Source organism: Mesorhizobium sp. M0815, assembly GCF_040319995.1.
GTDB lineage: Bacteria > Pseudomonadota > Alphaproteobacteria > Rhizobiales > Rhizobiaceae > Mesorhizobium.
In genome coordinates this window covers 108,523-132,829 of record NZ_JAMYOU010000011.1, presented here as the reverse complement: position 1 = coordinate 132,829, position 24,307 = coordinate 108,523, and the positions used below count along the sequence as shown (strand labels likewise).

Annotated in this window: 27 protein-coding genes and 1 tRNA gene; 14 read left to right on the top strand and 14 right to left on the bottom strand. The window is 63.3% G+C overall.

What is annotated here, in order from left to right:
* Positions 1 to 13: 13 nt before the first annotated feature.
* The 4 genes from NKI01_RS14890 (at position 14) to NKI01_RS14875 (ending at position 2,795) form a co-directional block, all read left to right on the top strand.
* Complete coding sequence (locus NKI01_RS14890; protein WP_352481972.1) at positions 14 to 442, top strand: lipocalin-like domain-containing protein; 429 nt, start codon at positions 14 to 16, stop codon at positions 440 to 442.
* Between the two features lie 40 nt (positions 443 to 482).
* The gene (locus NKI01_RS14885; RefSeq protein WP_031194356.1) at positions 483 to 1,664 is read left to right on the top strand and encodes an arabinose transporter; all 1,182 of its coding nucleotides are present in this window, start codon (positions 483 to 485) and stop codon (positions 1,662 to 1,664) included.
* A gap of 153 nt (positions 1,665 to 1,817) precedes the next feature.
* Complete coding sequence (locus tag NKI01_RS14880) at positions 1,818 to 2,030, top strand: GNAT family N-acetyltransferase (protein ID WP_084642809.1); 213 nt, start codon at positions 1,818 to 1,820, stop codon at positions 2,028 to 2,030.
* A gap of 201 nt (positions 2,031 to 2,231) precedes the next feature.
* Complete coding sequence (locus NKI01_RS14875) at positions 2,232 to 2,795, top strand: GNAT family N-acetyltransferase (protein WP_352963696.1); 564 nt, start codon at positions 2,232 to 2,234, stop codon at positions 2,793 to 2,795.
* A gap of 90 nt (positions 2,796 to 2,885) precedes the next feature.
* On the opposite strand, the gene NKI01_RS14870 is transcribed toward NKI01_RS14875, so the two are convergent.
* Both NKI01_RS14870 and NKI01_RS14865 read right to left on the bottom strand, forming a co-directional pair.
* Entirely contained in the window at positions 2,886 to 3,284 is a 399-nt protein-coding gene (locus tag NKI01_RS14870) for a GFA family protein (protein WP_023720218.1), read from the bottom strand.
* A gap of 225 nt (positions 3,285 to 3,509) precedes the next feature.
* Positions 3,510 to 3,962 carry an Lrp/AsnC family transcriptional regulator gene (locus NKI01_RS14865; protein ID WP_352481967.1) on the bottom strand — a complete coding sequence of 151 codons (453 nt, stop codon included), beginning with the start codon at positions 3,960 to 3,962 and terminating at the stop codon, positions 3,510 to 3,512.
* A gap of 118 nt (positions 3,963 to 4,080) precedes the next feature.
* Here NKI01_RS14865 and NKI01_RS14860 point away from each other — a divergent pair, with 118 nt between their 5' ends.
* Positions 4,081 to 5,091, top strand: a complete 1,011-nt coding sequence (locus tag NKI01_RS14860) for a nucleoside recognition domain-containing protein (protein WP_352481966.1) — start codon at positions 4,081 to 4,083, stop codon at positions 5,089 to 5,091.
* A 38-nt stretch (positions 5,092 to 5,129) separates the two neighbouring features.
* Here NKI01_RS14860 and NKI01_RS14855 read toward each other — a convergent pair whose 3' ends face one another.
* Together NKI01_RS14855 and NKI01_RS14850 are read right to left on the bottom strand one after the other, a co-directional pair.
* Positions 5,130 to 6,239 carry a TauD/TfdA family dioxygenase gene (locus tag NKI01_RS14855; protein ID WP_352963691.1) on the bottom strand — a complete coding sequence of 370 codons (1,110 nt, stop codon included), beginning with the start codon at positions 6,237 to 6,239 and terminating at the stop codon, positions 5,130 to 5,132.
* A 256-nt stretch (positions 6,240 to 6,495) separates the two neighbouring features.
* A complete protein-coding gene (locus tag NKI01_RS14850) occupies positions 6,496 to 8,277 on the bottom strand; it encodes a chloride channel protein (protein WP_352494726.1) in 1,782 nt (593 codons plus the stop codon).
* Between the two features lie 260 nt (positions 8,278 to 8,537).
* On the opposite strand from NKI01_RS14850, the gene NKI01_RS14845 reads away from it, so the two are divergent.
* The gene (locus NKI01_RS14845; protein WP_352963688.1) at positions 8,538 to 8,822 is read left to right on the top strand and encodes an SCP2 sterol-binding domain-containing protein; all 285 of its coding nucleotides are present in this window, start codon (positions 8,538 to 8,540) and stop codon (positions 8,820 to 8,822) included.
* A 51-nt stretch (positions 8,823 to 8,873) separates the two neighbouring features.
* Here the strand turns inward: NKI01_RS14845 and NKI01_RS14840 are convergent, their stop codons facing one another.
* Together NKI01_RS14840 and odc2 are read right to left on the bottom strand one after the other, a co-directional pair.
* On the bottom strand, positions 8,874 to 9,476 hold the full coding sequence (locus NKI01_RS14840; protein ID WP_352640205.1) for a GNAT family N-acetyltransferase: 603 nt from the start codon (positions 9,474 to 9,476) through the stop codon (positions 8,874 to 8,876).
* 95 nt (positions 9,477 to 9,571) lie between these two features.
* Complete coding sequence (gene odc2 / locus NKI01_RS14835; protein WP_023720212.1) at positions 9,572 to 10,705, bottom strand: ornithine/lysine decarboxylase; 1,134 nt, start codon at positions 10,703 to 10,705, stop codon at positions 9,572 to 9,574.
* Positions 10,706 to 11,268: 563 nt separating this feature from the next.
* Between odc2 and NKI01_RS14830 the strand changes: the two genes are divergently transcribed.
* From NKI01_RS14830 to NKI01_RS14815, 4 genes are all read left to right on the top strand, one after another.
* Positions 11,269 to 12,468 carry an amidase gene (locus NKI01_RS14830; protein WP_023720211.1) on the top strand — a complete coding sequence of 400 codons (1,200 nt, stop codon included), beginning with the start codon at positions 11,269 to 11,271 and terminating at the stop codon, positions 12,466 to 12,468.
* Position 12,469: 1 nt separating this feature from the next.
* Complete coding sequence (locus NKI01_RS14825; protein WP_023720210.1) at positions 12,470 to 13,369, top strand: LysR family transcriptional regulator; 900 nt, start codon at positions 12,470 to 12,472, stop codon at positions 13,367 to 13,369.
* Between the two features lie 86 nt (positions 13,370 to 13,455).
* The gene (locus NKI01_RS14820; RefSeq protein ID WP_023720209.1) at positions 13,456 to 14,124 is read left to right on the top strand and encodes a DUF1007 family protein; all 669 of its coding nucleotides are present in this window, start codon (positions 13,456 to 13,458) and stop codon (positions 14,122 to 14,124) included.
* Positions 14,121 to 15,275 (top strand): nickel/cobalt transporter, encoded by a 1,155-nt coding sequence (locus tag NKI01_RS14815; RefSeq protein WP_352482093.1) that lies wholly within the window; start codon positions 14,121 to 14,123, stop codon positions 15,273 to 15,275. Before NKI01_RS14820 ends, NKI01_RS14815 begins: the two co-directional genes overlap by 4 nt.
* 25 nt (positions 15,276 to 15,300) lie before the next feature.
* Here NKI01_RS14815 and denD read toward each other — a convergent pair whose 3' ends face one another.
* The 4 genes from denD to NKI01_RS14795 all read right to left on the bottom strand — a co-directional run bounded on the left by denD (position 15,301) and on the right by NKI01_RS14795 (position 18,232).
* Positions 15,301 to 16,278 carry a D-erythronate dehydrogenase gene (gene denD / locus NKI01_RS14810; RefSeq protein ID WP_352590598.1) on the bottom strand — a complete coding sequence of 326 codons (978 nt, stop codon included), beginning with the start codon at positions 16,276 to 16,278 and terminating at the stop codon, positions 15,301 to 15,303.
* A 1-nt stretch (position 16,279) separates the two neighbouring features.
* A complete protein-coding gene (locus tag NKI01_RS14805; RefSeq protein ID WP_031194351.1) occupies positions 16,280 to 16,486 on the bottom strand; it encodes a hypothetical protein in 207 nt (68 codons plus the stop codon).
* Positions 16,487 to 16,548: 62 nt separating this feature from the next.
* A complete protein-coding gene (locus NKI01_RS14800; protein ID WP_023720205.1) occupies positions 16,549 to 17,532 on the bottom strand; it encodes a cation diffusion facilitator family transporter in 984 nt (327 codons plus the stop codon).
* Positions 17,533 to 17,545: 13 nt separating this feature from the next.
* Positions 17,546 to 18,232, bottom strand: coding sequence for a GNAT family N-acetyltransferase (locus NKI01_RS14795; RefSeq protein ID WP_023720204.1), 687 nt, complete (start codon positions 18,230 to 18,232; stop codon positions 17,546 to 17,548).
* Positions 18,233 to 18,315: 83 nt separating this feature from the next.
* On the opposite strand from NKI01_RS14795, the gene NKI01_RS14790 reads away from it, so the two are divergent.
* On the top strand, positions 18,316 to 19,500 hold the full coding sequence (locus NKI01_RS14790) for a pyridoxal phosphate-dependent aminotransferase (RefSeq protein WP_023720203.1): 1,185 nt from the start codon (positions 18,316 to 18,318) through the stop codon (positions 19,498 to 19,500).
* 28 nt (positions 19,501 to 19,528) lie between these two features.
* Complete coding sequence (locus tag NKI01_RS14785) at positions 19,529 to 19,909, top strand: YciI family protein (RefSeq protein ID WP_023720202.1); 381 nt, start codon at positions 19,529 to 19,531, stop codon at positions 19,907 to 19,909.
* A gap of 102 nt (positions 19,910 to 20,011) precedes the next feature.
* On the opposite strand, the gene NKI01_RS14780 is transcribed toward NKI01_RS14785, so the two are convergent.
* Positions 20,012 to 20,767: an SDR family oxidoreductase gene (locus NKI01_RS14780; protein ID WP_352845592.1), complete on the bottom strand. Its 756-nt coding sequence runs from the start codon at positions 20,765 to 20,767 to the stop codon at positions 20,012 to 20,014.
* Positions 20,768 to 20,990: 223 nt separating this feature from the next.
* On the bottom strand, positions 20,991 to 21,737 hold the full coding sequence (locus NKI01_RS14775) for a tellurite resistance TerB family protein (protein ID WP_023720200.1): 747 nt from the start codon (positions 21,735 to 21,737) through the stop codon (positions 20,991 to 20,993).
* 277 nt (positions 21,738 to 22,014) lie between these two features.
* On the opposite strand from NKI01_RS14775, the gene NKI01_RS14770 reads away from it, so the two are divergent.
* Positions 22,015 to 22,374: a YybH family protein gene (locus tag NKI01_RS14770; protein WP_023720199.1), complete on the top strand. Its 360-nt coding sequence runs from the start codon at positions 22,015 to 22,017 to the stop codon at positions 22,372 to 22,374.
* A gap of 22 nt (positions 22,375 to 22,396) precedes the next feature.
* Here NKI01_RS14770 and trhO read toward each other — a convergent pair whose 3' ends face one another.
* Positions 22,397 to 23,317 carry an oxygen-dependent tRNA uridine(34) hydroxylase TrhO gene (gene trhO / locus NKI01_RS14765; RefSeq protein WP_352481954.1) on the bottom strand — a complete coding sequence of 307 codons (921 nt, stop codon included), beginning with the start codon at positions 23,315 to 23,317 and terminating at the stop codon, positions 22,397 to 22,399.
* A 169-nt stretch (positions 23,318 to 23,486) separates the two neighbouring features.
* Between trhO and NKI01_RS14760 the strand changes: the two genes are divergently transcribed.
* Positions 23,487 to 24,125: a 2-dehydro-3-deoxy-phosphogluconate aldolase gene (locus NKI01_RS14760; protein WP_352481952.1), complete on the top strand. Its 639-nt coding sequence runs from the start codon at positions 23,487 to 23,489 to the stop codon at positions 24,123 to 24,125.
* Positions 24,126 to 24,167: 42 nt separating this feature from the next.
* Here NKI01_RS14760 and NKI01_RS14755 read toward each other — a convergent pair.
* A tRNA-Gln gene (locus tag NKI01_RS14755) sits at positions 24,168 to 24,241 on the bottom strand.
* Between the last annotated feature and the right edge of the window lie 66 nt (positions 24,242 to 24,307).

Genomic DNA, 24,307 nt, shown 5'->3' with positions numbered 1-24,307 from the left:
GGAACAACGACATATGACGATGAGATTGAAGATTGCCGCCCTTGCGCTTTCGGTCGCCACGCCGGCTTTCTCGCAAGAGTCGCCGATCATCGGCGCATGGCGCATGAGGTCGCTCGAGGCCGGTGCCGAGGGAAGCCTCAAGCCCGTGCCATATTCCGGCCAGGTCATCTTCACCGAGGCCGGCACCCTGTCGGTGCAGGCGCAGAACCCCGACGCCAAGGCACCGGACACGCCTTACACAGAGAATGGCTACGAAGCCTATTACGGGCCGGTCGCTATCGACGACCAGGACAAGACCTTCGTCATCACGATCGAGTCCTCCCTGGTCCGCAACCTTGTCGGGAAGAGCATGAAACGCAAATTCGAAGTCTCGGACAACAAACTGGTCCTGACGCCGGACAATCCGGCCGAAGGCTGGCGCGTGACCTACGAACGTTACTGATCGGAACAGCCCGACTGTCAAAGTTTTATCGGTGGCCACAATGGCGCGGACTTCAGACCGAAATGGCGCGATAGCGGAACTGGTGCCAATCATGGCGGCTGTCTTCGCCGGCTTCCTCCTGATCGGCTTGGCGCTACCCGTCCTGCCGCTGCATCTTCACCAGCAACTCGGCTTCGGCCCCTTCGCGGTCGGGCTGGTCACTGGCAGCCAGTTCGTCGCCTCGATGCTGTCGCGCATTGGGGCTGGAAACTATGCCGATGGGCGCGGCGGCAAGAGGGCCGTCGTCGTCGGCCTCATTGCCGCTGCCGTGGCGGGGCTATTTTACCTCGGCTCACTGACATTGCTCGACCGGCCGGTGGCGTCCGCATCGGCGCTGTTCGCCGGCCGGGCGGTACTGGGCGCGTCTGAGAGCTTCATCATCACCGGTGGCGTCGCCTGGGGCCTCTCCCTTGCGGGCGGACAGAACTCCGGAAAGGTCATAGCCTGGGTGGGCACGGCGATGTTCGCAGCACTCGCGCTAGGCGCGCCGATCGGATCTGCGCTTTATGCGGCGAGCGGCTTCACCGCGATCGCACTGGCGACGATCGTCCTGCCACTTGCAACGCTGCTTGCCATCCTGCCGATGCGCGGCGCCAGCGCCGCCGCGAGCAGCGTGCCGCAGTCATGGAGGAGCGTGGCGCAAGCGGTCTGGCTTCCCGGAGTGGGAGCAGCTTTCAGCAGTCTCGGCTATGGTGCGATTCTGGCCTTCGGCGCGCTGCTCTTTGCCGAGCGGGGCTGGCAGCCGGTCTGGCTTCCCTTCACGGCCTATGCCGCGTCGCTGATCGTGGCAAGGCTATGCTTCGGCCACCTGCCTGACAGGTTAGGGGGCGCACGGGTCGCCATGATCTTCGTGGCTGTCGAGGCTGCAGGGCTGATGCTGATCTGGCTTGCGCCCGGGCCCGTTCTAGCCGCCATCGGAGCGGGCCTGACTGGCCTTGGCTACTCGCTGGTCTATCCCGGCCTCGGTGCCGAGGCCGTGAGCCGTCTTCCGCCACGCAGCCGCGGCCTGGCCATGGGACTCTACACCGTCTTCCTCGACGTGGCGCTCGGCTTCGGCAGTCCGGCGCTCGGCTTGGTCGCCGCATCGGCCGGGCTGCAATTCGTCTTCTTCGCCGTCGCGATGGCGACGCTTCCGGCGTTGGGCATCGCTCTGCTGCTGGGTCGCCGTAACGCTCCACTATAGAGCCGGATAGTCTGGGCTCGAGATGTCGCGCAACTACGATCGCTCCCGCTTCGCGGGAAGCTGAGGCATCAGCCGAACCTGCTTTTGGTGGCGATAGAGGCCGATCAGGTCGTCGGATCGATCATGGCCGGGTATGACGGCCATCGAGGGTAGATATCGCGCATCGCTACCCTGCAGTCCCATCGCCAAAAAGGGATCGGCGAGGCCCTCATCCATGAGGCCGAAAGGCGGCTCGCCGGCCTTGGTTGCATAAAGATCAACCTCCAAATTGTCGCTTCCAATTCGACGGTTCTTGGGTTCTACCGAAAGTGCGGATACGAGGTCGAGGAGCGCATAAGCATGAGCAAACTGTTACCGAAAGCTTGAGGTACTCCGCCGATTAACTCCTCGTCGCGGCTCGACGGCTCAGGTCCATTGGAATCTTGCTGCCGGTGATTATTGTGGCAGGCGAATCTCTCCGGGTGAATCGCGCTGCGGGACACGGCCGAAGCCGGGCGAAGTCCAGCCAGCCGGAGGGGCACACAACGCCCTACATATGGTCCAATTACTGGTGCAGTGAGAACATGCATGCAAATCGCATCCAAGCCACGCGTCCGGCTGGCAAGCCGTCAGGAACTGGATGAAATTGGCGGGCTCGTCTCCGACGCCTTCGCATCGTTACGGCCCGTTCTGGCGCCACACATCTTCGAGCCCTACGTGAACGACGCGCGGGATATCGCGGGGCGATGGGCGAAGGCTAGCGTCGCGGTGCTCGAAGCCGAGGGACGGCTCGTCGGGACGGTCACCTACTACGCCGATGCCGCCTTTGACCGCATGGGCTGGCCGCCCGGGCTGGCAGGCCTCAGGACCCTCGCGGTCGCTCCCTCGGCACAGGGCCGCGGATACGGCCGCGCGCTTTGCGAATGGTGCGTCATGCAAGCGCGTCGGCAAGGCTCAGGCGGCCTTGCGCTTCACACTGCCTCGTTCATCCCGTCTGCATGCAAGCTGTACGAGAGCCTTGGCTTCGAGAGACGCCCTGCTCACGACCTTTTCGCATCCGACATTATTGGCTTTGATCCAGCTCTCGGCGATCAGCAGATCATCGCCTACCTGCTGCCGCTCAAGCAGGTCGAGAGCAGCCACGATCGATAATGTTTGACCGCCGTTTGAACGGACGGGGGTATCATCTCGCTTCCGGACGCTGTCCTCAGCTTCCGCCGTTTGTCTCGATGCGAGCAGATCCTAGTCTTTCGTATAGTCAGGCCCAAAACGGGTCGGCAGGTTGTCGGCGAGTTTCAACCAAGGGAGCTTCTCCTCAAAGGCGACATGCAGCGTAGGTGCAAATTTTTCTGGCTCCTCCATCGCTGCCGCAAAAAAATGCATGACATCAGACATGTTCTTTGAGCGGAAGGACAGCGGCGTGCCACAGTGATCGCAAAATGTTCTTTCCACACCGGGAGAAGAGTTGAATACCTTCGGTAGCTTGCTCAGCCATCGCCATTGGCCGTTCAAGACGCCAATATAGGAGGTCATCGGCGCAGAACATTGCCGCCGACAACTTTCACAATGACAGACCACGCAGGCCTGTGCCGGGCCATCGACTTCAAAAGCAATAGCGCCACATAAGCAATGACCACGCATGCAAATTCTCCTTGAGTCAACAAGGACAGCTTCATGCCTGGGCGTGAGGGAGGCGCCATGAAATGCGTCGAGCTGGCGCCCAATTCCGACATTCGGCGCCAGCGATTGTCCTAGCGTGCGCTAGGCGTTCCTTCACTACCGCCTTTGCGGCATATTGAAAGTTCGTAAAGTTTCTTCGCCGGGCCGCTGAATTCACGGCCTAGCAGGTCTATCGCAACCCGAACACTACAGTGGAATTGCGGTCACTTCTTTGGCCGTTCGGATCACGAACATCGTTTGGTATCGCGCGACGTTGCTTCGGTCTCGGAACAGTCGCTCGCATAGCGCATCGAACTCTTCCATATCCGTCAGGCGGAGCATAAGGACGGCGTCGGTTTCGCCGCTCACGCTGTAGGCCTGAGTGACGGCCGGTTCCTGAGCGGCCAACTCGAGAAAGTCCCGCATATACTGCTCGCCATGACGCTCCAGTTCGACGGTGACGATCGCCTTCAAGCCCCGGCCAGCCTTTGCCGGTGCGAGAAGCGCGACAACGCGGCTGATGATGCCGCTTTTCTTCAGTCGTCGTATGCGGCGCAGGCAGCTCGAAGGGGAAAGCCCGACTAACCCCGCCAGTTTGGCATTCGTTCGTGAGGCATCATCCTGGAGCAGACTGAGAAGCCTTCTGTCGATCTTGTCCATCTCGGTCGCGCTCATCGTCGGTGTATTGCAATTTTATTGCACGAAATCGCAAACTTTGACCACAAATGCGAAGCGTCTCAGGTTACGCAGATGGCTCCAGGGATGATGGAGCAGCATGATGGCAATTTGCGCCGCCTTCAATCGCAAGACATTGGAAACGCTTGAAATCTATTGGGAACTGGTTCGCGTGATCGTTCCGGTTGCGATAGCCACGCGGCTCCTGCAGGACCTTGGCGTCATCCAGGCGATTTCTCCGTTCTTCTCCCCGCTCATGTTGCAGGTGGGGTTGCCACATGAACTCGCCTTTGCCTGGCTGACGGGATTGCTGGTCGGGATCTGGGGCGCGCTTGTGATCGTATTCACCTTGGTCCCGGTTTCGGCGCTCAGCACTGCCGAGATGACGGTTCTTTCGGCTCTCTTGCTGTTTGCACATGCCATTCCGATCGAGCAACGCATCATTCAGAGGGCCGGGCCGAGCTTCCTGGTCACCGCGGCGCTTCGTATTGGCGGGGGTTTGGTCTTTGCTATCCTTCTGCATCAGATATTCGCCATGACCGGATGGCTGTCAGGACCGGTGGCGCCGGCGTGGATGCCGACGAATGAAAGCACCGACTGGGGCGGCTTTCTCCTGGGCACAGTCAAAACCCTGGGCATCATGCTCATCGTTTTGCTTGCGCTAAGCTGGGTTATCGAGCTTCTCAAGATGGCGGGCATTTTGGAGTGGATGAACAGAGGACTTGCACCGCTCTTTCGGCTCGCCGGCATCGAAAAGCAGACGGTACCTTTCGCCGCTGTCGGCCTGTTTCTCGGGATTTCCTATGGCGCAGGACTGCTGATCCGCGAGGCGCGCACGCCTAGCGCGGAGCCGCGTCAGATATTCCTCGCCTGCGTGTTCATGGGTTTTGCCCATAGCCTCATTGAGGACACGTTGGTCGTTGTCGCACTTGGCGCCGATGCTACGAGCGTGCTTCTCGGTCGCCTAGCGTTTGCCGTGCTCGCGACCGCCGTGATCGCAAAAGTAATCAATGCGGTTCCCGACGCTCTTTTCTTCAAGACACTCTTCCACAAGGAAGAAGGCAGTTCGCGCAATCGGATTTCTGAGCCGGCGATTAGCGGACCGTTGACGTGAGCCGTCCTTACGCAGCAGCCGACATGTGTGTCGCATCACTATCGCGAGAGGACGCGAATCCGGCTCTGGAACTCACCACGATCGACATAGCATCCGCGCAGATGTCGCCGCCCGGTGTTCGGGTTGAACGATTGGCGGCCATGCAACACCCGGCGATTGTCGAAGACCGCCATTTCGCCGGCCTTCAGGCGGTAGGCTATTTGGAAACGCGGCCCGCGGATCATCATCATCAGCTTGCGATAAGCCGCATAAAAGGGCGCGCATAGGTCGGAGGGAAGGTCGATGACATCGACAAGATGGGCGTTGAACCGCAACTCCGTCACTTCCCCGTCGCGTTGCGTTACAATCACAGGAAACCGACCGCGCAGATCGTAGTTTTCATCGTGAAAACGATAGGGGATCTCGATCTCGCACAATAGGCGGTAGGCTTCCGGATCTTCCGCCTGTAGCGCGGCGACGACCGCAAACCCGTCGGCAAAGATCGATCCACCGCCCTCAGCGTCATTGGCGATACAATGCAGGAACTGGTAGCCGGGCGGCACCTCCTGGTTCGCGAGATCGGTGTGTAGCGGCAAGGCGACCGGCGTATAGGCCAGATTGTTCGGGTTCGGCATCGACACGACTTCGAACATCGTGCCGAAATTTGTCTGGCGCAGGAAACCAATCCGCTCGGCCGCACGCCGCCCCGCATCGGGATCATCGTCAAGCCCATCGACGATGGAGAGCCCGTATGCAGCCGTTGCCTTCAGCCAGGCGAGCAGATCGGCATCGCTTTGCAAGATGTCCCCGGCGTGATGCGGCATGGTTTCAAGATTGATTGAGGCGTCCCAGAGTTTCGGAGCGATGTCGGCCGGATCGTCCCGCTTTCTGCCGGGACGGTAGGACTCAAAGAACTGGCTCGGGAATTCCTCCTCAGCCTGGTCGTTCTGCCAGACAATGCCCACAGCGCTGCCCCTGTCCCGCACGCTGATGGGTCTGAGCGAGGGGTCTACGCTGGTCAGGTCGAAAGTTCGTTCTTCGGTCTGCGGGTGAAACGCCGATGGTGCATTGTCCTTTAGCCAAAGCCAAGGGTAGCAGACTGTTTCGCCCGACACGAAAGTCACGGCAAGCGCGGTCTCCCGGGCTTCCACGGAAAGCAGGGTATTCATGATGATGTCTCTCTGAACACAGAATTTGATTTTCAGCTTGGATCAGGCCCGCAGGCCGTCAACCCAACGGTGGTGGCCACCACAAGCTCGGCTTCCCATAGCGATGGGATCCGGGATTTCTGTTCGGTTCTTCGAGCACGCCATCTCCAGGCGGAATCTGGCTCCAGATGAAATCTGGTTCAAAGCCACCGCGATGGTAGCGGTCATTCGCCGGCGGTGTCCAGCTAAATGCAGCGGGATCGCCATCCCCTCTCGGCTACCCCTCGCCCGACAGATCGCGCCGCGCCTTGTCGAGTTCCTCGGCATAGCGGCGCATCAGGTGGCCTTCGGTCAGCAAACCGACCACCTTGCGGTCGGTGAAATCCTCGACCACTGCCAATTCCTCGGCGCCGGCGCGCTGGAAGGTCTCGGCCGCCGACTGCACGTTCATGCTCGGCACCAGCACCGCATCCCTAAATTTGGCGAAGGACAGCACCGGCATCTCGTCATCCGACAAATGGCTGTGCAATTCGGCGACGATCAGCACGCCGACATAGTGCAGTTCGGCATCCACCGCGATGACGCGCTGCGAGGCACCGAGCGGCACCTGCTTGCGGAATGTTGCAAGCGTCGTTGAGGCGTCGATGGTGCGGACATCCTTGCGCATCATCGAGCCGACCGTCAGGCTGCGCATCCAGCCTACATCATGGGCGCTGCGGATGGTTTCGCCGCGCAGGTGAAAGCGCCATGTCGAGAAGGAATAGCCAAACGTTTCTCGCACCAGGATCGCCGCCATGAGCGAGGCGGCCAGCACCACGCCGGTCAGCGTCAGGTCGCGGGTCGATTCCAGCGCCAGGAAGGTCATCGTCAACGGGCCACCGACGACGCCGACGGCGAGCGAGGTCATGCCGACGACGGCGGCGACGGCGGGGTCGATGCCGGTCGCCGGCGAGACGAACGCCATCGCGCCGGCGAACATCTTGCCGAGCAGGGCACCGAGGAACAAAGAGGCAAAGAACAGCCCGCCGCGGAAGCCGGAGCCGAGCGAGATCGCCGACGCCGACAGCTTCAGCACGAAGACGCTGGCCACCACGGCCAGCCCGTAATTCATCGCGAATTCGCGGTGCAGCGCGCCATGGCCGCTGGACAGGACCTGCGGCGTGATCAGCCCCAGCAGCCCGACCATCACGCCGCCGATGGCTGGGCGCAACGAGGCGTCGATCGACAGCCGCGCAAAGATGCGCTCGATCAGGCTCACCAGATGCATGATGGCGATCGAAGCACCGCCACCCAAAAGCCCGAGCAGCATGAACGGCAAATACTGGCTGACGGTGAGCGCCGGCAGACCCGCGAGCTCCAGCGGAAACGGCACGCCGCCGAACATTTCGGCGGTCAGCGAGGCCGAGATCGCGGCGGCCATCACCGGCGCGACATTGGCGACCGAATAGATGCCGATGACCAGCTCGAAACCGTAGAAGGCGCCGGTCAGCGGCGCATCGAAGGCGGCGGCGATCGCGCCGGCCGCACCGCAGCCGACGAGGATGCGGACATCGTTGCGGCGCAGCCTGAACAAGCGCGCCAGCCGCGACGCCAGGCCGGAACCCACCTGCGTGTAGCCGGCCTCGAGCCCGACCGAAGCGCCGAAGCCGCTCGAGATCATCGTCTGCCCGGCGATGATGAAAGTGTCGGTCAGCGACATGCGGCCGCCGTAAAGGGCGTTGGCTTCGATCGGATCGACCGGCGTGCGGAACTTCCGCTTTCTCAGCCAGATCACCGTCAGCCCGAGCAGGATGCCGCCGATCGCCGGTATCAGCGCTTGCTCCGGCCTTTGCAGCGAAAACATCGCCGAAAGCCGACCACCGGGCTGAACGCCGAACATAAGCCCATGCAGGACCTGCACCAGTTCGCTCATGCCGGTGACCAGCGCACCCGCTATCACCCCGACCAAAGCCGCCAGAATGACGACGGCGATGCCGCGCGCCTCGAGCAGCGGGATCGATCGGATCAGCACCGCGCGCAGTCGGCGGGCATAGACTTGCGGTTCGTTTCTGGAAAGCACCGGGGCGGCTCGCCGATATCAAAAGGGGAGTGGTGCCTGATACGCCCGGCGGCTTTGCATGGCAACAATGCCGGCCGCCAAGGTGTCATGCCCGCGTGATGCTGCGGCGATAAAGCCCATCTTCAGCTCGGGGAACCGCGTTGACGTAAACGTCAACCCGAAGCTATATGCGCCGACCGTGGCTGTAAAACCAGGCAAGCGGCTTCGGCCGGGTCGAAGCGCCAAGGCGCGACAAACGCAACCAGACGAGGAGAACCGCCATGAGCGTTCAGGAGATTGCCGACAAGATCAGGTCGCGCGTGGCGAGCGCCGGGTTCGATCGCTCCGTGAAATTCGACACCGGCATCGACGGCGTCATCGTCATCGACGGCGCCGATGTCTCGACCACCGATGCACCGGCAGATTGCACCATACAGCTGTCGCTCGACGATTTGGACTCGCTGATATCAGGCGATCTCAACCCGACCATGGCCTTCATGTCCGGCAAGATAAAGGTCGAAGGCGACATGAGCGTCGCCATGGCGCTCAGCCAGCTGATCGGCTGATCGCTTAAGGTGAGACAAGCCGCCGCGCGCGACGACGGCGGCTTCGAACCATCAGGCAGCGAGCGACAGCCGCTGCGCCTTCAGCTTGCGCCCGGCCGCCTTCAACGTGCCCTGCGCGCCGTCGAGCGCGCCGACCACCAGTTCCCGCGCCAGCAGGCGGTGCCGCTCGTAAGGCCCCGGCATGGCCAGCGAGCCGGTCTTTGCGGCCGAAAACCCGAAGCGCTCGTAATAGGGTGCGTCGCCGACCAGCAGGATCGCCGCATGGCCAAGCCGCTCGGCCTCAGTCACTGCATGGCGCATCAGCGCCGAGCCGATGCCGGCATTTTTCAGCGCCGGGTCGACCGCAAGCGGGCCGAGCAGCAGCGCTGCCTTGCCGCCCTCGCCCAGCACCACGTCCCACAACCGCACGGTGCCGGCAACAGTGCCCGACGCATCGCGCGCGACAAAGGCAAGGCCCTCCGAAGGCCGGCGGCCGCGCCGCAGCTTTTCCGACGACTTTTTCCGGCGCTTCGGCCCCATGGCGCGATCGAGCAAAGCCTCGCGCGCGCCAACGTCGGCGGCGGTTTCGGCAGTGATGACAAAAGCGCCGGCAATCTCCCCCCTCGAGGGGGAGATTCCCGCGGCGCCTTCAACAATGAAATCCAAAACGTCCATTTCCGCGATCCTTCACGAGCGGATTGTTCCACAGGCGAGCCCGGGCGGGCGACAGGCGCCCACCTCGGGATGATCTGATCGGTTCTTTCGAACCGTCAGATCACGTAGGATCGGAGAGGTTCGAAGCCGTTGAAGGCAACCGACGCGTAGGTCGTCGTGTAGGCACCGGTGCCCTCGATCAGCACCTCGTCGCCGATGGTCAGCGACAAGGGCAGCGGATACGGCGTCTTCTCGTACATCACGTCGGCCGAATCGCAGGTCGGGCCGGCGAGCACGCAAGGCGCGGTCTCGCTGCCGTCATGCGCGGTGACGATCGGGTAGCGGATCGCCTCGTCCATCGTCTCGGCGAGACCGCCGAACTTGCCGATGTCGAGGAACACCCAGCGCACATTGTCGTTGTCGGCCTTCTTCGAGATCAGCACGACCTCCGACTTGATGACGCCGGCATTGCCGACCATGCCGCGGCCCGGCTCGATGATCGTCTCGGGGATCGCGTTGCCGAAGTGCTTCCTGAGCGCCGAGAAGATCGCCTGGCCATAGGCCTGCGCCACCGGCACATCCCTGAGATAGCGGGTCGGGAAGCCGCCGCCCATATTGACCATCTTCAGCACGATGCCTTCGTCGGCGAGCGTCGCGAACACCTTCTTGGCGTCGCCCAGCGCGCGGTCCCAGGCGGTCAGGTCGGTCTGCTGCGAGCCGACATGGAACGACACACCATAAGCATCGAGGCCGAGCGCCCTGGCATGGCGCAGCACGTCGACCGCCATCGCCGGCACACAGCCGAACTTGCGCGACAGCGGCCATTCGGCGCCCTCGCCGTCGGTCAGGACGCGGCAGAACACGCGAGCGCCGGGAGCGACACGGGCGATCTTCTCGACCTCCTCGACGCAGTCCACCGCAAACAGCTTAATGCCGAGCTGGTAGGCGCGCTGGATGTCGCGCTCCTTCTTGATGGTGTTGCCGAAGGAGATGCGGTCCGCCGGCGCACCGGCGTCCATCGCCATCTCGACTTCGGCAACGGAAGCGGTGTCGAAGGACGAGCCCATCGCAGCAAGCAGGCGCAGGATTTCCGGCGCCGGGTTTGCTTTCACCGCATAGTAGATCTTGGAATCGGGAAGCGCCTTCTCGAAGGCGCGGAAATTGTCGCGCACCACATCGAGGTCGACGACGAGGCACGGGCCGTTCGGACGTCGGGTAGCGAGGAAATCAAGGATGCGCTGGGTAGCCATCGGGGTCTCTCCATCAGCGCCTTTCGGCGCGCACAAAGGCTTGCGGACGCGGGCTCTCGGCCTCGCGAACACGCGGTGGACAAAGGCGGGACGGAAATCCATGGAACCAGCCGGTGGAGACCCCGGAACCATGAAGCGCCGTCTCGCGGCGGTGAACCTTGGCCTTGCCCGGCCTCGGTTCGCTTTGTCTGCCTTGGCTTGGATGGGAGACCCGTCCGCACTGCCGGCAATGAAGGTGTGCCTCTTCAGTAACCCCGGTCTTTGGACGACCGGCAGAACACCAGAAAGGCCCGCACCGTCGTTGCTTCAAGGTGTCCTCGGTTGGCGGTTGGCCGCTAAACCGACTGGAGGGGTTGGCTCCAGTTACCTTACCGATATCCCTCACCATTCGAGGATCGGCGGACACCCACAGGCACGTGCGACTTTGGGCAAGCGCGATATAAGAGCGAAAGATTTCACAATCAATAAAAATCGTATGGCAGGTTGTAAAATTTGTGGCATCGAACAATGCTGCGGCAACCAGAAGAACAATGCTGCGGCAAGCACATCCGGATATCGAACGCATGACAGGCACTCGCGGCCCGCTGAACGCTTTTCTCGACCTTGATCAAGCCCCTGTTACCAATGCGCAATCCGGCCCGCTTGTCGGCTTGCGGCTGGCCGTCAAGGATATCTTCGACGTCGCCGGCTACCGCACCGGCTGCGGCAATCCGCAGAAATACCGGGAAGCTTCACCGGCCACGGCGACCGCGCCGGCCGTCCAGGCGCTGCTTGATTCGGGCGCACGCTTCGTCGGCAAGACGCAGACCGACGAACTCGCCTTTTCCCTGCTGGGGCTGAACGCGCATTTCCCGTCGCCGATCAATCCGGCGGCACCCGACCGCGTCACCGGCGGCTCATCCTCCGGTTCTGCCGCGGCGGTAGCCGGCGGGCTCGCCGACATCGCCACCGGGTCCGACACCGGCGGCTCGATCCGTGCGCCGGCAAGCTTCTGCGGCCTGATCGGCCTCAGGACGACGCATGGCCGCATCCCGCTCGACGGCACCATGCCGCTGGCGCCTTCGCTGGACACGTTCGGCTGGTTCGCCAGGGATATCGTCACTTACGAAAAGGTCGGCACGGTGCTGCTCGGCGACGATCCGCATCGCCACGAACTGGTACGCCCTTTTGCCCTCGACGCGCTGGACAGCCTCGTGCTCGGCCCGCTGGAGGCGGATGAATATCGCGCCATGGTCCGCAGTGTCGCGTCGGTGCTGGGCGCGCCGCGCAGCGTTGGCCCGCTGTCGCATTCAATCGACGATCTTTATTGGTGCTTCCGTAAGCTGCAGGGCTATGAAGCCTGGCAAAGCCACGGCGCCTGGATCGCCGGCGGCGACCGCATGCTCGGCCCCGGCGTCAAGGAGCGCTTCGAGCATGGCGCGACCATCAGCGCGACAACCGCGCAGCACGAAACGGAACGTCGCGTTTCGTTTCGCCTCGAACTTGCCGGCCTGCTTGGCGACGACGCCGTTCTTGTGCTTCCCACCGCTCCGGGTGCCGCGCCGCTCAAGGCCGCGACATTCGACGATTTGCAGACCTATCGCGAGCGCGCGCTGAGACTGCTATGCCTTTCCGGCCTGTCCGGTTTTCCGCAAATCACGCTGCCGCTCGGCAAGACCGGCGGGGCGCCGTTCGGCCTTTCGCTGCTCGGCCCGAAGAACAGCGACCGGCAGCTGATTGCGCTGGCCGCCCGCATCCTTTCAGCCCGCCAAGGAGGCGCATGACATGGATACGCTGACCCGCATGCGTGCCTTCATCGACGTGGTCGAGGCCGAAGGCTTTTCGGCGGCGGCGCGCAAGATCGGTCGCTCGAAGGCGTTATTGTCGAAATATGTGCGCGAGCTCGAGGACGAACTCGGCGCGCTGCTGCTCAACCGGACCACCAGGCAGTTCTCCCTGACCGAGGCCGGCCACACCTATTACCGGCGCGCCTCGGAGATCGTGCGCGAGGTCGACAGCCTTGCCGATGCGGTGCGCGAATCCTCCGGCGACGTGCGCGGCAGGATCAAGCTGTCGGCGCCGCGTACTTTCGCCGACGCGCCGATCGGCCAATCGCTGATCGACTTCGCCAAGCAGCATCCCGACATCGTCCTCGACATTCATCTCGACGATCGCTTCGTCGATCTGGTCGAAGAGGGTTTCGATCTGGCGGTGCGCATTTCGCGGCTGGAGAATTCCTCGCTGATCGCCAGGCGCCTGGCGCCATTTTCGGTACGGCTTTGCGCGTCTCCCGAACTGATCGCCAAGCACGGCATGCCGGTCAGGGCGCAAGACCTTGCCCGCGTGCCTTGCATCATCGACACCAATGGCCGCTGGCTCACCAACTGGCCGTTCAAGGGCGACAGCGGCGATACCGTGAGCGTTTCGGTTTCCGGCCCGATCGAGGTCAACAGCCCGATGGCGGCAAGGGCCGCTGCCGTGGCTGGGTTGGGATTTTCCATCCTGCCGGATTTCATCGCCGCGCCCGACATCGAAAGCGGCAAGCTGGTGACTGCGCTGGATGACCGCATCCTGCCCGGCGGCGGCATCTTCGCCGTCTACCCGCACCGGCGCTATCTGCCTGCAAAAGTTCGCGTATTCGTCGACTTCCTGGTGCAGTGGTTCAAGGCGCTGGACACCGCATGAGCTTTCAGCCGCCCTGCGGTCCCATTTTCGCCCCCTTTCTGGTAACTGTCGGCAATTCACCGAAGCCAATTGAATTGCGACCGAGAATGCACCTGAAACAGCAAGCAATCATGCTGGCTTCGGCCTTGAGCGCGACGCTTGCCGCCGTCGGACCGGCTGAGGTGCATCCCCACGTCTTCGCCGAGGCCCGGCTCGAAGTGGTCCTCGGGCCGGATCACCAAACTGTGAAGGCATTGCGCCATGTCTGGCGCTTCGACGACTTGTTTTCGAGCACGGTGATGATGGAGTTCGACAAGAATTCCGACCTGAAGCTCGACGACAAGGAGCTGAAGGATGTTGCCGACACCGTCCATGCCTCGCTTGCCGAATTCAACTACTTCCAGCTCGTCACCGTCGACGGCAAGGACGTGGCAATGACCCCGCCGCCGCAGCTGATGGCCAATTTCGACAACGACCAGTTGATCATCCTGTTCGAATCTGAACCGAAGGCGCCGATCAAGCTCAGCGGCAAGATCGACATCGGGGTGTACGACCCGACCTTCTACACCGCGATCGATTTCACCGAGGATGCCCATCTGCAGGTCGATGGCCTGCCGCCGACCTGCACCAGCAAGGTTGTCCGCCCGAATCCGGATGAGGCGATCGCCCAGAACCAGAAGACCCTGACCGACGCGTTCTTCAACGATCCGACGGGCACCGACATGAGCAAGATCTTTGCCACCAAGCTTGAACTGACCTGTCAGCCGGAAGGATAGATCCAGTGACGAAACCGTCCCTGCGTTTGGCAGTCGGTCTTCTGGCCGCCGCCTTTGTGATGACGCACTTTCTCGGCTCCGCCCACGCCCAGAGCTCGCTCGGCATCGGCACCAATGACGGCATGGCTCCAACCGCCACCGGCCCGTTCGCCCACATCCTGATGTGGATCAATCTGCGCCAGCAGGAATTCTATCATGCGCTTGCCGGCGCGATGAAGGCGATGCGCCAGGACGGCAGCAAGATGTGGCTGCTCATCGGCCTGTCCTTTGCCTATGGCATTTTCCACGCTGCCGGCCCCGGTCACGGCAAGGCGGTGATCTCATCCTACATGGTGGCCAATGAAGTGGCGCTCCGGCGCGGCATCATGCTGTCCTTCGTCTCGGCCCTGCTGCAGGCGCTGACCGCGATCGTGGTGATGCTGCTCGCCTATTTCGTGCTGCGCGGCACCGCGATATCGATGACCGACGCCGCATGGTTCCTCGAAATCATGAGCTATGTCTTCGTCACCCTGTTCGGCGCCTGGCTGCTGTGGCGCAAGGCTGGCCCGGCCATCCTGCGCCTGTTCGGCGCAAATCCCGGCTACAGCCTCTCGGCTGCCCATGCCGGCCATTCACATGCCGGCCATTCACATTCCGCGCATGCCCATGCGGCACATTCCCACGCGCTTCATGCGCATGACGATCACGACCATGCGCATGACCATCATGACCACGGCGCACACGACCACGCCCATGCTGCGCACGATCACCACAGCCATGCGGCGGGGGAGGTCTGCGAGACCTGCGGGCACTCGCATGCGCCCGACCCGGCGCTGCTTTCCGGCGATCGCTTCGACTGGCGCACGGCTTGGTCGGCGGTGGCTGCCGTCGGTATCCGCCCCTGTTCCGGCGCGCTGATCGTGCTGAGCTTCGCCTTGCTAAATGGGCTGTGGTTCGGCGGTATCCTGTCGGTGCTGGCCATGGCGTTAGGCACCGCAATCACCGTCTCGGCTCTGGCGACGCTTGCGGTCACCGCGAAGAACTGGGCGGTGTATTTCGCCGGCGACGGCCGCATGGGCAACCGCATCCATTCCTTCGTCGAAATCGGCGGTGCCGCCTTCGTCTTCCTGTTCGGTCTGCTGCTGCTATCGGCCAGCCTGACTGGCGCCTGACCTCGTTGCGCCCGATCGGGGTGCTTTAACTAGGGATCCTGCCGCCCAACTCGTCCTCGATATGGACGCGTATGATCTCGTCGAAGCTCGTTTCGGCAGCGAAGCCAAGCTCCCTCGAGCGCCGCGCCTCGAAGCGTGTCGGCCAACCCTTCACGATCGCCCAGATCGTCTCGTCGGGCTCCTCGCGGATCAGTTTGACCGCCTTGGCGCCGGCAACACGTTCCAGCGCTTCGATCTGTTCGCCGACACTGACGGCGACGCCCGGCATCGTCAGGTTGCGGCGCGGCCCGACTGCAGCGCCGTCAATTCCAGCCGCATGGATCAAAAAATTCACCGCCGAACGCGGGCTGGCGTGTGTGTGGACGACCGAGCGCGGCACCGGCAGGATGGCTTCATGGCCGCTCAGCGGCTCGCGGATGATGCCGGAGAAGAAACCCGAGGCCGCCTTGTTCGGCTTTCCCGGCCTGACGCAGATGGTCGGCAGCCTGATGCCGATGCCGTCGAAGAAGCCACGCCTGGTATAGTCGGCAAGCAGCGCCTCGCCCATCAGCTTCTGCGTGCCGTAAGAGGTCAGCGGCGTCGGGTGGAACTCGTCCGGAATGATTTCGGGAAACGGCGCGCCGAACACGGCGATCGATGAGGTGAAGACGAGGCGCGGCGCAAATGCCGCCAGCCGGACGGCATCGAATAGCGCCCTTGTGCCATCGAGATTGACGCGGTAGCCGAGATCGAAATTGGCCTCCGCTTCACCCGACACCACGCCGGCGAGATGGAAGATCACGTCGGGCCGCGGCGCGACCAGATTTGTCGTCGCGCCCGGCGCGGCAAGGTCGCCGGTGTGGACGCTGATGCTGACGCCTTCGAGGGCGGGCGCCTGCGGTGGCACGATGTCGTGAAGGTCGAGCGCGGCGATCTTGCGGCCGCCGAGTGTCCCGTCCTTGGCCAGCCGGGCAATGAGCTTGCGGCCGACCATGCCTGCCGCGCCGGTAATCAGAATGCGCATGTCACTTTCCCTTTTTGCGCTGGCTGCGGCTACGCAGCCAGAACACGACGAAGATTGCCACCATGAAGATCGCGGCGACGACGCCGGCAAGAACCGTCGAGACGTTGCCGACCGCCAGCATCACGGTTGGAAGATAATAGGCTGCGATGCCGAACAGCAGCAAAATCCAGGCGGCGCCGATTGCCGCATTGCGGGTGTCGCGGTCCATCACGCGGCCCCAGGGTAGCGGGCGTTCATGTCGATCGTTGCCAATACCAGGAACTCCCGAAATCAGTGATAGTGGCCACGGTGCGGTGCCGCATCATGCGCGTGATCGTGCTCGCCATCATGCTCATGGCTGTCGGCACATTGGCCGAATTCCGGTTCGACGGTGGCATGGGCTATGCCATGCTCCTGCGCAAGCCGTTTCTTGATCGCGCTGACCGCCATATGCGCGTCGACGCCGTCATTGAGGCAGGCATGCAACGTCGCCATGTTGCTGGAACCGTCGATCGACCAGACATGCATGTGATGCACCTCGCGCACGCCCTTGATCGAGCCTTCGATGTCCCTCGCGATCAGGTCGCGGTCGAGGCTTGCCGGCACGCCTTCGAGCAGGACGTGGGCAGCCTCGCGCATCAGCGACCATGCCGTGGACAGGATCAGCAGCGCGACAAGGACCGATAGGATCGGATCAATAGGCGTCCAGCCCGTCGCCAGGATTATCAGCGCCGCGATGATCGCCGCGGCCGAGCCAAGCAGGTCGCCGAGCACGTGCAGGATGGCGCCGCGCATGTTCAAGCTGTCACGGTCGCCGCCATGCAGCACGAAGAAAGAGCCGATATTGACCGCAAGGCCGGCGATCGCAACGACCAGCATCGGCCCACCGAGCACGGGCTCAGGCGTCAGCAAACGCCCCCAGGCCTCATAGACGATCCACAGCGCAATGGCGAAGATGGCGATGCCGTTGGTGTAGGCGACCAGTGTCTTGACCCGGCCGAAGCCGTAGGTGAGGCGCACGGTCCCCGGCCGGCTCGCAAGATGAAAGGCATACCAGGCAAGGCCGAGCGCAATGCAGTCGGCAAGCATGTGGCCGGCATCCGCCAGCAGCGCCAGCGATCCCGTCAGGAGACCGCCAAGCGCTTCGACGACCATGAAGCCGGCGGTCAGGCAAGCCGCGATCAGCACGCGCTTCTTGTCGGTCGAGCCATGCACATGCCCGGCACCGTGACTGTGGTCGTGGCCCTGCGCGGCATGGTCGTGGGTATGCGCCATCTATGAGCTCCTGCTACGCGCCAAACTCGGCGCGGAAATCCTCGAGCCGCCGCTTCTGCTGGCCATCGCTGTCGAAATTGGCCGGATCGAGCCACGCCTCATAGGCTCTGCGCAGATCAGGCCATTCCTTATCGATGATCGAATACCACGCGGTATCGCGGTTTTCGCCCTTGACCACAAGATGCTGACGGAAAACGCCCTCGAACTTGAAGCCGAAACGTTCCGCCGCGCGCTTCGACGGCTCGTTGCGATTGTTGCATTTCCATTCGTAGCGGCGGTAGCCAAGCTCGTCGAAGACGTACTTCATGAACAGGAACTGCGCTTCCGTCGCCGCCGGCTTGCGCGAGATCAGCGGTCCCCAATAGATGTTGCCGATCTCGATCACGCCATAGGCCGGATCGATGCGCATCAGCGTCTGGCGCCCGGCGACCTTGCCGCTGGCCTTGTCGATGACCGTGAAGAACAGCGGGTCATCGCTGGCTTCGGCCTTGTCCAGCCATGGCTGGAAGGCGGCGCGGGTCTGCGGCGGGTCGTCGAACAGCCAGGCGAAGCGGCCGCCGGCATCGACCACTGACGAGGCCTCGAACAGGCCGTCGCCGTGCTTTTCGGCGTTGAGCGGCTCCAGCCTGACAGTGCGCCCCTCCAGCAACTTGCGTTCGGGCCGCGGGCGCGGTTGCCAATTCTTGAGATTTTCCGACACCGAAAACTCCAATCCGTTTGACTTTTGCGGGCGGACGCTCACAAAAACGCACGCTCGCTGAAAGAACCACACGGACGGGAAAAATGCTCCACACGATTTCGGCCTTCGACCGCCTCGGCGAGGAAAATGCGTTCGCAGTGCTGGCGCGTGCCACTGCACTTGCCCACCAGGGCCGCGACATTGTCAATCTCGGCATCGGCCAGCCCGACTTCAAGACGCCGCAGCATATCGTCGAGGCCGCGATCAAGGCGCTACGCGATGGCCATCACGGCTATACGCCGGCCAACGGCCTGCTGGCGACGCGCGAAGCGGTGGTACGCCGCACGCTGGCCACCACCGGCGTCGAAGTCTCGCCGGAAGCGGTGATGATCCTGCCCGGCGGCAAGCCGACCATGTTCGCGGCGATCCTGATGTTTGGCGAGCCGGGTGCCGAAATTCTCTATCCCGATCCCGGCTTTCCGATCTACCGCTCGATGATCGAGTTCACCGGTGCTGCCCCCATCCCGGTGCCGATGCGCGAGGAGAACGGCTTTGCCTTTTCGGCCGCGGAGACCTTGGCGCTGATCACGCCGAAGACCAGGCTGCTGATCCTCAACTCGCCGGCCAATCCGACCGGCGGCGTCACACCGCGCGCCGAGATCGAGAAGCTGGTCAAGGGCCTGGAAGCGCACCCGGATGTCGCCATCCTTTCCGACGAGATCTACGACGTGATGACCTATGACGGCGAGACGCATTGTTCGCTGCTCGCTTTCCCCGAAATCCGCGACCGGCTGATCGTGCTCAACGGCTGGTCGAAGACCTGGGCAATGACCGGCTGGCGCATGGGCTGGTCGATCTGGCCGAACGGCGACAAGGGCGCGCATCTCTACGATAAGGTGCGCAAGCTGGCGGTCAATTGCTGGTCCTGCGTCAACGCGCCGAGCCAGTATGCCGGCATAGCCGCCATCGACGGCCCGCAGGACGATGTCGACACGATGATGCGCGCCTTCGACCGCCGCAGAAAGGTCGTGGTCGAGGGGTTGAATGCCTTGCCCGGTGTTTCCTGCATTACGCCGAAAGGCGCCTTCTATGCCTTCCCCAATGTTTCCAAGACCGGCTGGAAGGCCAAGAAGCTCGCCTCGGCGCTGCTCGAGGATGCCGGCGTGGCGCTGATCGGCGGCCCCGATTTCGGTATTCTCGGCGAAGGCTATGTCAGGCTATCCTACGCCAATTCCGAAGAGAACATCCTGCGCGCGCTGGAGCGGATCGAGACGTTTCTGACGAAGTGAGGCCACGATCGACGAAAGGAGACGCCAGATGTTCTATGCCATTCTAGCCTATCACGAGGAAGAAGCGATTACGGCGCTGACGCCGGAGCAGGATTCGGCGCTGATGACCGATCTTCTCCAGATCAACGATCGGCTTTATCGGCAAGGCACCCTCGGACCGGCGGCGCGGCTCGGCGCGACACAAGACGCCTGCACCTTGCGCGGGCCAGGCACCGGAATGGTTGTTGACGGCCCCTTCGCCGAGACCAAGGAACAATTGCTGGGACTCTATGTTGTCGACTGCGCCAACCGTGACGCCGCTGTCGACATTGCGCGCGACCTTCGCCGCGTCAATCCGACCGCCGTCTACGAAATCCGCCCGATTTCGCTGTATCTTCCCGGCGTGCCGCTTCCCGTCACGCGGCCCTAATGCATGTCGCGCAAAAGTGTGCAGCGGTTTGTGATAACGACATGCATAAACAAGAACCTAAAGCGCGTCGCATGAGGCCGGTCGAACGCGACCGGGCTGAGACTAGCCGCGGCCGACAAACGGCATCTTGGTCGCCATCACGGTCATGAACAGCACGTTGGCGTCGAGCGGCAGGCTGGCCATGTGAAGGACGGCATCGGCGACGCGCTCGACATCCATCACCGCTTCGGCGGCAATGGTGCCGTTGGCTTGCGGCACGCCGACCGTCATCGCTTGCGCCATGTCGGTCAGCGCGTTGCCGATGTCGATTTGACCGCAAGCAATGTCGAAGGGCCTGCCGTCCAGCGCCAGCGTCTTGGTCAGCCCGGTGATGGCGTGCTTGGTCGCCGTATAGGGCACCGAGCCCGGCCGTGGCGCATAGGCCGATACCGAGCCGTTGTTGATGATGCGGCCGCCCATCGGCTGCTGCCTGCGCATGGCGCCGAACGCGCCGCGAGCACACAGGAACGAGCCGGTGAGATTGACCCCGACGATGTCGTTCCACACCTCGACCGGGATATCGTCGATCAATGTCGATTTGTAGCTCGTGCCGGCATTGTTGAAGAGCAGGTCGACGCGCCCGAAGGCCGCTGCCACCGTCTCGAACAGATCGTCGACCTGATCGGCCTTGCTGATGTCGCAGGCGACCGCCAATGCCTTGGCCTGTGTCGGCCCGGCGGCGGCGATCGCATCCTCCAGCACCGGCTTGCGGCGACCGCAGAAGACCGTATTCCAGCCGGCCTTGAGCAGCGCCGTGGCGACGCTTTTGCCGATGCCCGTACCGGCGCCGGTGACGATGGCGGTTTTATAGTCGCTCATGGCTGTACTCCCTGAAAGGGATGAGGCATCGCAAATGACGGGAACCATGGCAAGCCGGCCCAAGGCCTGTGCTCGCAAAAAGGGCGGCCATTGGCGACCGCCCCTGATCCGAACCGGGCTTGGGAGGAGGAAAGCCGATCCGACTGCCTGAAATCATGCGCTCACCGGATTAACGAGAGCTAACGCGAATGCCGCCGAGCGCTCCGAGGCTCTCCCCTTCAAGCTACCAGCGCGAACCGGTCACCGGCTTGGCCGTGCTGCCCGCTGCCGGCACCTTCGCCGCCGTCACCGTCGCCTCGACATGGTCGACCAGCGCGTCCGGCAGGCCGAGGCGGCCAGCAAGCAGGTCGAGATAGCCGCGTTCGGCCCGCGTGTCCGGATCGATGGCAAGACGCGAGGCGGTGTAGAGTTCCAGCTTTTGCGCATCGGTCTTGGCGCCGGCGATCAGCACATCCAGATCGAGCGGCGCGTCCAGTTCCGACATCAGGAATTTCTCCGCTTCGGCGCCGACGCCGGCGAGGCTGAGCTTGCCGGCGATCTTCTGCCGCTCTTCGTCATCGACATGACCGTCGGCCTTCGCCGCCGAGATCATCGCCCTGACCAGCGTCAGCGTGAATTCGTCTTCGCCCTGCGGCGCTTGCGACGGATGGAAGGCGGTATCGGCCGGCGGCGGCAGCAATTCCGGTTCACCGGCGGCTTGCGTTTCGGCCGGCGCGTTGCCGCTCTTGTAGTTCTGGTAAGCCTTGTAGGCGAGGCCGCCGATCGCGGCCAGGCCGCCGAGCTTCACCGCCGCACCGGTGACCTGACGGCCTGGGCCGGTTCCGAGCAGCACCGCGGCCAGCGCACCGGCGGCAAGCGGATTGTCCTTGGCCATCTGCACCGCCTGCCCCGCCTTGTCACGGACGGTCGATCCGGTACCGGGAACTTGCGAGCCGAGCAGGTCGTCGAGGAGCTTCTTGGGATCGAACATCTATGCCTCCAGAATTGGCCCGGCCGAAGGTGCGCGGGCAGGTTTGCACGTCGAAGACCTAGGTCCCGCAGTTTGACATTACAATGACGCGGTGCATCCTTTTGCCCGCTGCCACGCGTGACCTCGCACCGACATCTGCTGGGATTTCACACGGAAATCAAACTGCTTCAGCCTCCTTCCGCACCCTAAAAACATGCAGTGCTGTGGACCTTGGAAGTGTCGAAACCAGCCCCGACTTCGAGTAATGTCGCGGCATGTCGCTTGCGAGGAGCCTGGCATGACCGATGAGACTGACCGCCAGCCGGCACGCGATCCCCAGGAACTGGAGCGCCTGCTGATTTCACGGCAATGGGTCGGAGACATTGACGGCATGGCCGCGCTTTTTGAGCCGCATGCAGTCATCGACAGCGGTGGCGGACAACTGACGTTCGGCCGCGAAGCCATCCAAACGCTGTTCGCGGAGATCACCGCAACCGGCCGAAAATTTCAGTCCGGAGATCAGCGTCCGGCTGTCATCAATGGCGACCTCGCGCTCACCTCGACCCGGCTTCCCGACGGCACGATCACCACCGAGGTCGCACGCCGGCAGAACGACGGGACATGGCTGTGGGTCATCGATCGCTTCTCTGTTGCTTAACGTGAAGTTGCTTGACGTGAAGCTAACTTCCGATGTGACGATCGCCGCGCGCTTGCGCCAGCTCGACCTGGCGCTGGCGCTCGGCATAGCGGGCGCGATCCTCCTCCGAGCGGGCATCGAAGCAATGCGGGCATGAAACGCCGGTTGCATATTCCAGCGACAGCCGGTCTTCTGCGGCTAGCGGATGCCGGCAGGCGCGGCAGAGTTCGGCCTCGCCTTCGACCAATCCGTGCGATACCGAAACGCGCTCGTCGAACACGAAGCATTCGCCTTGCCAGAGGCTCTGTTCGGCGGGCACGTCTTCGAGATACTTCAGAATGCCGCCCTTGAGGTGGAAAACATCCTCGAAGCCAAGCGACTTCACATAGGCCGTCGCCTTCTCGCAGCGTATGCCGCCGGTGCAGAACATGGCGACCTTGCGCCCCTCGAGCTCATGCCGATGCTGCTCGACCCAGGCCGGGAATTCGCGAAAGCTGGCAGTGGCGGGATCGACAGCGCCCTTGAAGGTGCCGAGCGATACCTCGTAGGCGTTGCGCGTATCGATGACGATGGTGCCTGCATCCGAGATCAATGCGTTCCAGTCGGCCGGCGCGACATAGGTGCCTGCACCTGCCGCCGGGTCGATATTGTCCACGCCCATGGTGACGATCTCGCGCTTCAACCGCACCTTCATGCGGTGGAACGGCATCGCTGCGGCGCTGCTGTATTTGATCTCGAGGCCGGCGAGACCTTCGATGGATTCGAGATGACCGATGAGCGCCGCGATTGCCGCTTCACTGCCGGCGACCGTGCCGTTGATGCCCTCACGCGCCAAAAGCAGCGTGCCTTTGATGCCGCGTGCGCAGCAGAAGGCGGCGAGCGGCGCGCGCAGCGCCTCGAAGGTGTCGAGCCGGGCGAAGCGGTAAAGCGCGGCAACACGGAAGGCTTGGCCGGACAGTGTCATCTCCAAGCCACTAAACGCTCACGACAGCCGGATCAAGGCAGAGCCGGGAGCGGTCTGCCCGCGACGGGTTTCGAACACCACGCGTGACATCGCGACACGCCGCGTTTCGTGGACAGAAAAACCGCCTTCTGCTAACCGGTCGACTTGATCAACAGAGGAGAGACGACGAATGCCCAGCACGACCGAAAAGCTCCTGTCGCTCCTCAACGGCCAGCCGGTCATACCGGTGCTGAAGATCGCCAATCCCGCCGACGCGGTGCCGCTGGCCCGGGCGTTGGCCCGCGGCGGCCTGCCGGCGATCGAGATTACGCTGCGCACCGCCGACGCGCTGGAGGCGATCCGCCGGGTGGCGGGCGAGGTCGAAGACGCCGTCGTCGGCGCCGGCACCATCCTGGACGCCCGCCAGTTCGGCGAGGCGGCGGCCGCCGGTTCGAAGTTCATCGTCAGCCCCGGCATCACCCGCGAGCTTCTCGCGGCAGCCAAGGACAGCGAAGTGCCGTTGCTGCCCGGTGCCATCACGCCGGGAGAGGTCATGGCCGCGCGCGAAGCCGGCCTGCGCTTTCTGAAATTCTTCCCGGCCGAACAGTCGGGCGGCATCGCCTCGCTCAAGGCCTTCGCCTCGCCGCTCGCCGACGTGAAATTCTGCCCGACCGGCGGTATCACCGGCCAGAATGCCGCCGACTATCTCAGCCTGCCCAACGTCATCTGCGTCGGCGGTTCCTGGGTGGCGCCGGACGATCTGGTCAAGGCCGGCAAATGGGACGAGATCGAAGCCTTGGCGCGCGCCGCGAGCAAGCTCGGGCGCTAGCATCGCCGCCGATCTGGCCTGCTGCCGATCTGGTTCGCCGGCTGGTTCCCGCTCATGGGCTCGAACCACGATTCACGCCTTCAAAGGGCGCTGTCCTACCATTAGACGAAGCGGGAGAATGCTGACCTTGGTTAGCATCCCGGCACGAAGGAAGCCAGTGCCGGCGGTGGCGGCAGCCGCGC

What these genes read in the sequence shown, in the direction of transcription:
- NKI01_RS14890 (WP_352481972.1), top strand. Translation starts at nt 14, where the DNA reads ATGACGATGAGATTGAAGATTGCCGCCCTTGCGCTTTCGGTCGCCACG.
- NKI01_RS14885 (WP_031194356.1), top strand. Translation starts at nt 483, where the DNA reads ATGGCGCGGACTTCAGACCGAAATGGCGCGATAGCGGAACTGGTGCCA.
- NKI01_RS14875 (WP_352963696.1), top strand. Translation starts at nt 2,232, where the DNA reads ATGCAAATCGCATCCAAGCCACGCGTCCGGCTGGCAAGCCGTCAGGAA.
- NKI01_RS14870 (WP_023720218.1), bottom strand. Translation starts at nt 3,284, where the DNA reads ATGCGTGGTCATTGCTTATGTGGCGCTATTGCTTTTGAAGTCGATGGC.
- NKI01_RS14865 (WP_352481967.1), bottom strand. Translation starts at nt 3,962, where the DNA reads ATGGACAAGATCGACAGAAGGCTTCTCAGTCTGCTCCAGGATGATGCC.
- NKI01_RS14860 (WP_352481966.1), top strand. Translation starts at nt 4,081, where the DNA reads ATGGCAATTTGCGCCGCCTTCAATCGCAAGACATTGGAAACGCTTGAA.
- NKI01_RS14855 (WP_352963691.1), bottom strand. Translation starts at nt 6,239, where the DNA reads ATGAATACCCTGCTTTCCGTGGAAGCCCGGGAGACCGCGCTTGCCGTG.
- NKI01_RS14845 (WP_352963688.1), top strand. Translation starts at nt 8,538, where the DNA reads ATGAGCGTTCAGGAGATTGCCGACAAGATCAGGTCGCGCGTGGCGAGC.
- NKI01_RS14840 (WP_352640205.1), bottom strand. Translation starts at nt 9,476, where the DNA reads ATGGACGTTTTGGATTTCATTGTTGAAGGCGCCGCGGGAATCTCCCCC.
- odc2 (WP_023720212.1), bottom strand. Translation starts at nt 10,705, where the DNA reads ATGGCTACCCAGCGCATCCTTGATTTCCTCGCTACCCGACGTCCGAAC.
- NKI01_RS14830 (WP_023720211.1), top strand. Translation starts at nt 11,269, where the DNA reads ATGACAGGCACTCGCGGCCCGCTGAACGCTTTTCTCGACCTTGATCAA.
- NKI01_RS14825 (WP_023720210.1), top strand. Translation starts at nt 12,470, where the DNA reads ATGGATACGCTGACCCGCATGCGTGCCTTCATCGACGTGGTCGAGGCC.
- NKI01_RS14820 (WP_023720209.1), top strand. Translation starts at nt 13,456, where the DNA reads ATGCACCTGAAACAGCAAGCAATCATGCTGGCTTCGGCCTTGAGCGCG.
- denD (WP_352590598.1), bottom strand. Translation starts at nt 16,278, where the DNA reads ATGCGCATTCTGATTACCGGCGCGGCAGGCATGGTCGGCCGCAAGCTC.
- NKI01_RS14805 (WP_031194351.1), bottom strand. Translation starts at nt 16,486, where the DNA reads ATGGACCGCGACACCCGCAATGCGGCAATCGGCGCCGCCTGGATTTTG.
- NKI01_RS14800 (WP_023720205.1), bottom strand. Translation starts at nt 17,532, where the DNA reads ATGGCGCATACCCACGACCATGCCGCGCAGGGCCACGACCACAGTCAC.
- NKI01_RS14790 (WP_023720203.1), top strand. Translation starts at nt 18,316, where the DNA reads ATGCTCCACACGATTTCGGCCTTCGACCGCCTCGGCGAGGAAAATGCG.
- NKI01_RS14785 (WP_023720202.1), top strand. Translation starts at nt 19,529, where the DNA reads ATGTTCTATGCCATTCTAGCCTATCACGAGGAAGAAGCGATTACGGCG.
- NKI01_RS14780 (WP_352845592.1), bottom strand. Translation starts at nt 20,767, where the DNA reads ATGAGCGACTATAAAACCGCCATCGTCACCGGCGCCGGTACGGGCATC.
- NKI01_RS14775 (WP_023720200.1), bottom strand. Translation starts at nt 21,737, where the DNA reads ATGTTCGATCCCAAGAAGCTCCTCGACGACCTGCTCGGCTCGCAAGTT.
- NKI01_RS14770 (WP_023720199.1), top strand. Translation starts at nt 22,015, where the DNA reads ATGACCGATGAGACTGACCGCCAGCCGGCACGCGATCCCCAGGAACTG.
- trhO (WP_352481954.1), bottom strand. Translation starts at nt 23,317, where the DNA reads ATGACACTGTCCGGCCAAGCCTTCCGTGTTGCCGCGCTTTACCGCTTC.
- NKI01_RS14760 (WP_352481952.1), top strand. Translation starts at nt 23,487, where the DNA reads ATGCCCAGCACGACCGAAAAGCTCCTGTCGCTCCTCAACGGCCAGCCG.